Origin of the sequence: Streptomyces sp. NPDC127092, assembly GCF_042722475.1 — a bacterium.
Classification (GTDB): domain Bacteria; phylum Actinomycetota; class Actinomycetes; order Streptomycetales; family Streptomycetaceae; genus Streptomyces.
On record NZ_JBHXFE010000095.1, the window covers coordinates 3,360 to 4,800 of the forward strand.

The following is a 1,441-nucleotide window of genomic DNA, read 5'->3' on the forward strand; positions in this document are numbered from 1 at the left end:
TCTGCGCTTCCCCGGCAATACCCGAACCGGATATGCCCCCCTCGTCGATGATCTTGATCCCCGGGTATTCTTTCCGGATGGTCTCGGTGAACCCCTCGTAACGCTGATTGGTCACGAAGAAGTCGACCCCGTACTTGATCACGCCGATGTTCCCCTCACCCTCCAGTGCCTGGGCCATCAGATGGGCGGAGACGACGCCGTTGCCGTAGTTGTCGGCGGAGACCGCGGAGATGTAGTCCTCGCCCGCTTCGAAGCCGACCGGAACGTTGTCCATGAACACCAGGTCGATCCCGGCTTCAGCAGCCCGGCGATAAGCGCCGGCCGTGGCCACGGCATCGGTGGGGATCGAGATCATGATGTCGGGCTTGCGGGCGATCATGTTCTCGATGTCCGAGACCTGCTTGCTCGGATCCTGGCCGGCGTCGGTGACGCCGATGACCTCGATGCCGAGTTCGGAGAACCGAGTTCTGAGCCCGTTGAGCTGTGCGGCCGTCCAGTCGTCGCCCGTGTAGTGCATGACGATCGCCGCGGTGGCCTTTTCCGCCTTGATCTGGTCGACCTCGTCGTCAGTCAACTCCAAGGTGTCGGCGGAGACCGGCTCCTCTCCCTGGGGTCCCTTGCTGAGGACTTGACCCTCCATCTCCGTGAGGGCTTCCTGGGCCGGGGCATGGTCGGGAAGCAGGCATGCGCTGTACTCGGTGGCGGGGGCGCATGCCGTCAAGGAGATCGCCAAGGCCACCAAGCTGGCTGTCGCCGCCAGACGGGCTCGGTGGCTCACAGTCCGAGCCCTCGCAGGTACTGGCGGCTTCGCTGAGCAGCTTCCGCCGGATCCCCGTCGTAGTAGTCCAGCTCCACGACCACCCAGTCGTCGTAGTGCGCCTCCTGGACTGCATCGAGAATGTCCCTGAAGTTCAACTCCCCATCCCCCAGCGGAAGGAAGCGACCGCTGGCGGAGTCGTAGTCCTTCAGATGCACCAGCGTGAGGCGGTCGGAGTACCTGCGCACGGCTTCAGCCGGGTCCCCACCGCCGGCGGCCAGGTGGGCGGTGTCGGGGCAGAAGCCGATGCCTGTCTCAGCGAAAACGGTCTCCAGCTGCTCGGGGGACTGCACGATCGTGCCCAGATGAGGGTGGAAACATGCGCGCAGGCCGTTGCTGGCGGCAATCTCTGCCACGGTGTCCAACGCGCCACCAAGCCGCTTGTAGTCATCCTCACGGGTGCCGGTCGCCCGGATCGCGCCGCCACCCAAGACGAGGTGACCGGCCCCTGCGGCCGCGGCGAGTTCGGCAGTGGAGCGGACCTTGTGCAGCTCATCCTCCAGTGCGTCCCCGTAGATGAAACTCCCGCCGGTGTAGACGCTGACCAGCTCGAGCTCGTGGTCCGAGAGCCTGGACTGCAGCTCTCCCAGGTTGGAGGAGAAGTCGTGGAGGTTGCCCTCGAAC

The 1,441-nt window shown here is 65.1% G+C and carries 2 protein-coding genes; both read right to left on the reverse strand.

What is annotated here, in order from left to right; genetic code table 11:
* Positions 1–733: substrate-binding domain-containing protein (locus ACFWJO_RS37245; protein WP_386872547.1), on the reverse strand; the 733-nt coding region annotated here is incomplete at its 3' end.
* A gap of 41 nt (positions 734–774) precedes the next feature.
* Positions 775–1,441: sugar phosphate isomerase/epimerase family protein (locus tag ACFWJO_RS37250; RefSeq protein WP_386872549.1), on the reverse strand; the 667-nt coding region annotated here is incomplete at its 5' end.